We start from the raw sequence: 5,132 nt of genomic DNA, 5'->3' as shown, positions 1-5,132 counted from the left end.
ACGACGGGTTCGCCGACCTCGTGCGTGCCGCGCTGGTCGTTTGCGCGGACCACGAATTGAATGTCTCGGCCTTCGCGGCGCGCGTGGTCGCCTCCACCGGCGCGCATCTGCACGCCACCGTCTGCAGCGGCCTCGCCGCGCTGTCCGGGCCGCGCCATGGCGGCGCGACGGCGCGTGCGTACGCACTCATCGCCGATGCCCGTGACGCCGGCCACGCGCGCCGCTTCATCAGCGAGCGCTGGCAGCGTGGCGATGATCTTCCGGGCTTCGGCCATGCGCTGTATCCGCAGGGCGATCCGCGCGGTGCCGAGCTGCTGGCGCGCGCTCGCGAACGCCACGCAGGCGAGCGCGAAATGGCCGCACTGGAAACGCTGATCGCCGCTACCGAAGACATCAGCGGCCTGCGCCCGAACATCGACTTCATGCTGGCGGCGATCTGCCACCTGAACCGCCTGCCGGCGACGCCCGCGCTGGTGATGTTCGCCGCGGGCCGCCTCGCCGGCTGGCTGGCGCACGCGCTGGAACAACAGGCGATGGGCGGCCTGATCCGTCCACGTGCGCGCTACACCGGCATCACGCCATCGGCACCGTCGGCATGACGCGGTGGCGCTGCCCCGCACGGATTTGACATCGATGACGCATGCACCGACCCTGCAAGCGACCGCTCCTGCTGCTGCCGTGATGCGCCCCACCCTAGCCCTGTGCCTGCTGCTGACGATGATGATCCCCACCACCATCGCCCGGAACACCGACATGCCACGTGCGGATGCGTCGACGCAGGCCCCGACCGCGATACCCCCACCCCCGGCGTGGCTATCGGGGCTCGATGCGCTCTACGACGCGGAACTGCGCGTCGCCGGCCTGGAGGACCGCACGTTCAACGCGGAACACTGGTGGTCGGTCGCGACGCCGTTGCTGGCGCGTACGCACGGCTTCCACGTGGAAGAGATCGGCCGCAGCGTCGAGGACCGCCCCTTGCGCCATGTGCGCTGGGGCGAAGGCAGGATCCCCGTGCTGCTGTGGTCGCAGATGCATGGCGACGAGAGTACGGCGTCGATGGCGCTGGCGGACCTGTTCCGCTTTCTCGGCGACCATCCCGACCATCCGCTGGCGAGGCAGCTGCGCGCGAACACCACGCTGCATGTCTTCCCCATCGTCAATCCCGACGGCGCTGCGCGCTTCCAGCGACGCAACGTGCAGGGGATCGACCTCAACCGCGATGCGCGCATGCTGGCGACGCCGGAAGCGCGCACGCTGAAGGCGTTGTACGACCGGGTGAAACCGATGTACGGCTTCAACCTGCACGACCAGCGCGTCGGCTATCGCGCCGGCGACTCCGATCGCGGCACCGCCATCGCGCTGCTGTCGCCGCCCTACAACCACGCCGCCGATGTCAACGATGTGCGCACGCGCGCCATCGAAGTGGCAGGCGTGATCCGCACGGCGTTGGAACCCTACCTGGCCGGCCATATCGCACGCTGGGACGAAACCTTCGACCCGCGCGCGTTCGGCGACCTCACCACGCAGTGGGGCGCCAGCACGGTGTTGATCGAAGCGGGCGGCATCGAGGGCGACGTGCAGAAGCAGCGTCTGCGCAAGCTCTACTTCCTCGGCCTGGTGGCCGCGCTGGACAGCATCGCGACCGGCAGCCACGTGGGCGTAGCGCCTGCGCTCTATCGCGAACTGCCGGAGAACGGCGATGTGTGGCCCGATCTGCTGGTGCGTGGCGGCACGCTGTCGGTGCCGGGGCGTCCGCCGACGAAGGCCGACCTGCTGGTCAATTTCCGCAATCCGCTGATGGAGACCGACGGCGCCATCGCCGATATCGGCGACCTCGGCACCAAGAAGGCACGCCGCACCCTGGACGCACGCGACCTGTTCATCGTGCCGATCCCGGGACATGAGGGCGAACGCACGGTGATCGAAGCGAACGACGACGGCGACAACGACGAACCGCGCTCGCCCCTGCCGCTCACGCCGGGCGCCAGCGCGCGCTTCGTGCTGAGCCGCGATCCGCAGGGCCGTGACGTAGTGTGGACGCTCGACGGAAGTGTGGACCCGGCGACACCCGCGCCACCGGCGCGCTGACCGTCAGCTGCCGACCTCGGGCCCGCGCTGCAGCGCGCGCCTCACTTCCTCCAGCGCATTGGGATCGTCCAGCGTGGAGAGATCGCCGGGATCCGCACCCTGCGCCAGCGCCTGCAGCGAGCGCCGCAGCAGCTTTCCCGAACGCGTCTTCGGCAATGCGTTGACGATATAGACGCGCGCCGGCCGCGCGACCGCGCCCAGGCTCTGCTCTACCGTGCGCCGCATGCCATCGGCGGCCTGCACGCGTTCATGCGGCTCGTCGGTGGCCTGGCGTAGCGTCGCGAACACCACCGGCACCTGGCCCTTCAGTTCGTCGGCCACCCCGATCACGGCAGCCTCCGCCACGGCAGGGAAGCCGGACACGGATTCCTCGATCTCGCGCGTGCCCAGGCGATGGCCGGCGACGTTGATGACGTCATCGGTGCGGCCGAGGATGAAGGTGTAGCCGTCCTCGTCGCGGATCGCCCAGTCCAGCGAGCTGTACAGCAGTTCCTTGAAATGGCTGAAGTAGCTGGTGAGAAAGCGCGCGTCGTCGTTCCAGATCGTCGTCATGCAGCCGGGCGGCAACGGCGGCTGCATGAYCAGCACGCCCTTCTGGCCGGGTCCAACTTCCTCGCCGGTGCTTTCGTCTATCACCTTCATCCTGTAACCAAGGTTCGGGAACCCGGGCGAACCGAACCGCACGGGCTTCATGTCCAGGCCCGGCAGCAGCGTCAGCGCGGGCCACCCGGTCTCGGTCTGCCAGTAGTTGTCGATCACCGGCTTGCCGATCGCATCGGTGATCCAGTGCGCTGTCGGCTCGTCGAGCGGCTCGCCCGCGAGGAACAGGTATTTCAGTTCGGACAGGTCGTGGCGCTTGATGAAATCGATGTCGTGCTTATTCAGCACGCGAACCGCCGTCGGCGAGGAGAACATCGTGCGCACGCCGTACTGTTCGCACAGCGCCCACCAGATGCCGGCATCGGGCGTGATCGGCAGCCCTTCGTAGAGCACCGAAGTCGCGCCCACGATCAGCGGGCCATACACGTTGTAGGAATGCCCCACCGCCCAACCGACGTCGGATGTGGAGAACATCACCTGCCCCGGCCCCACGTCGAACACCGTGCGCATGGACAGCGCGAGGGCGACCGCATACCCGCCGACATCGCGCTGCACGCCCTTCGGCTTGCCGGTGGTGCCGGAGGTGTAGAGCAGGTAGCTGGGCTCGTTCGATTCAAGCCATTCGACCGGCACCTCGGCATCGCCGACGGCGGTGCGCAACGTCGCATAGTCCTCATCGCGACCGGCGATCTTCGGCTCTGCCGCATCCAGGCCGCGCGACACGATCAGCACCTTGGCCGGAGGCGTGCTCGCCTTCGCGCATGCCTCGTCGACCAGCGGCTTGTAGGGAATGACCTTGCCGCCGCGGCTGCCGGCATCGGCGGAGATCAACAGCTTCGGTTGCGCATCGTCGATGCGCAGGGCCAGGTTGTGCGCGGCGAAGCCGCCGAACACCACCGAATGCACGGCACCGATGCGCGCGCAGGCCAGCATCGCGAACACGGCTTCGGCCATGTTCGGCATGTAGATGACCACGCGATCGCCACGGCCGACATCGAGCCGCTTGAGCACGGCGGCGAAGGCGTTCACTTCGCGGTACAGCTCTCGGTAGCTGATTTCGCGGGTGACATCGGTTTCGGTGGACACCGCCACCAGCGCCAGCTGGTTGCCGCGCTCGGCGACATGGCGATCCACCGCGTTGTAGCAGAGGTTGGTCTGGCCGCCGACGAACCAGCGACGGAATGGCGGCTGCGAATACTCCAGCACCTGCCGCGGCGGCACGTGCCAATGGATGGCCTTCGCTTCGTCACCCCAGAAGGCCTCGGGCTGCTCGATCGAGCGCCGATACACGTCTTCGTATGCCATGCGAACCTCCCGGATCCGACACCGGGATCAGCATAGACCCGCCCCGCCGCCGCCACCTTCCTACCTTGGTCGCATGGGACATTCCGTCGCACCCAAAAGAAAAACGCCGGGCATGGGCCCGGCGTTTTCCCTGAAGCCACAGCGACGGGGCATTACTTCCGCGTCGCGGGCTCGGGCTTCACGTAACGGTCGAACCAGGCCAGCATCTCGGCGATGAAATGCTCGTTCGATTCCTGCGCCGTGTACCAGTGAGGCTCGAACGGCAGCATCACCAGCCGTGTCGTGCCGCCCGTGCCGCGGATGGCCTGGAACAACCGCGGCGACTGCAGCGATTCGGTGCCCGGGTTGGCGTCGTCGCTGCCATGCACGATCAGCAGCGGTTCGTTGACCTTGTCGGCGTGGAAGAACGTCGAGGCCTGGTCGTACACCTTCGGTGCCGCCCAGAACGAGCGGCGTTCGTTCTGGAAGCCGAACGGGGTCAGCGTCTTGTTGTAGCCGCCGCTGGAGGCCACGCCTGCACGGAACATGTCCGAGTGCGCCAGCAGGTTGGCCGCCATTAGCGCGCCGTGACTGTGTCCGGTGACGCCGATGCGGCCGCGGTCGACCACGCCGAGTTCGACCGCCTTGTCGACCGCAGCTTCCGCGTTCGCGACCAGCTGCTCCAGGTAGGTGTCGTAGGCCGTCTTCGGGTCGCCGACGATCGGGAACGACGCGTTGTCGATGATCGCGTAGCCGGCGAGCAGCAACAGGCGGTAGTTCGACAGGCGCGTGAAGGTCTGCTCCGAACCGCTTACCTGACCGGCCTTCGACGGGTCCGCATAGTCCATCGGGTAGGCATACAGGATCGCCGGCACGCGCGTGCCTTCCTGGTACCCCGGCGGCGTGTAAAGGGTGAAGGACAAGTCCACGCCGTCCTTGCGCTTGTACGTCACCAGCCGCTTCTTGATGTCCCGCACCTGCGGCGTGGGATCCGGGAATCGGGTCAGCGGCATCGGCTCGGAGCGTACGGCGGCTTCCGCCGGCGCCGCGCCTTCGATGGCGTCCGCGAGGATGCGGCGCTGCAGGTTCGGCGGATCCTTCGGCGACTGGTGCCAGGTGAACAGGCGACGGGTGTCGTCGCCCTCGAAGCTGACGAAGAC

At 67.8% G+C, this 5,132-nt stretch carries 4 protein-coding genes; 2 read left to right on the top strand and 2 right to left on the bottom strand.

Annotation, left to right across the window (positions count from 1 at the left end):
• Positions 1-599, top strand: a 599-nt coding sequence (locus AC04L7_RS12035; RefSeq protein WP_475513081.1) for a citrate/2-methylcitrate synthase, incomplete at its 5' end; no start/stop codon positions are given.
• Positions 600-681: 82 nt separating this feature from the next.
• Positions 682-2,088 (top strand): M14 family zinc carboxypeptidase, encoded by a 1,407-nt coding sequence (locus tag AC04L7_RS12030; RefSeq protein WP_435997263.1) that lies wholly within the window; start codon positions 682-684, stop codon positions 2,086-2,088.
• Between the two features lie 3 nt (positions 2,089-2,091).
• Here the strand turns inward: AC04L7_RS12030 and prpE are convergent, their stop codons facing one another.
• A complete protein-coding gene (prpE, locus tag AC04L7_RS12025) occupies positions 2,092-3,993 on the bottom strand; it encodes a propionate--CoA ligase (RefSeq protein ID WP_475513080.1) in 1,902 nt (633 codons plus the stop codon).
• A 152-nt stretch (positions 3,994-4,145) separates the two neighbouring features.
• The coding region (locus AC04L7_RS12020; protein ID WP_475513079.1) for an alpha/beta hydrolase family protein at positions 4,146-5,132 on the bottom strand (987 nt) is incomplete at its 5' end.

The sequence above is a fragment of the Pseudoxanthomonas sp. LjRoot204_2 genome (genome assembly GCF_056175765.1).
Note: the sequence above shows the minus strand (reverse complement) of the source record. Positions and strands in the feature narration are given on the sequence as shown.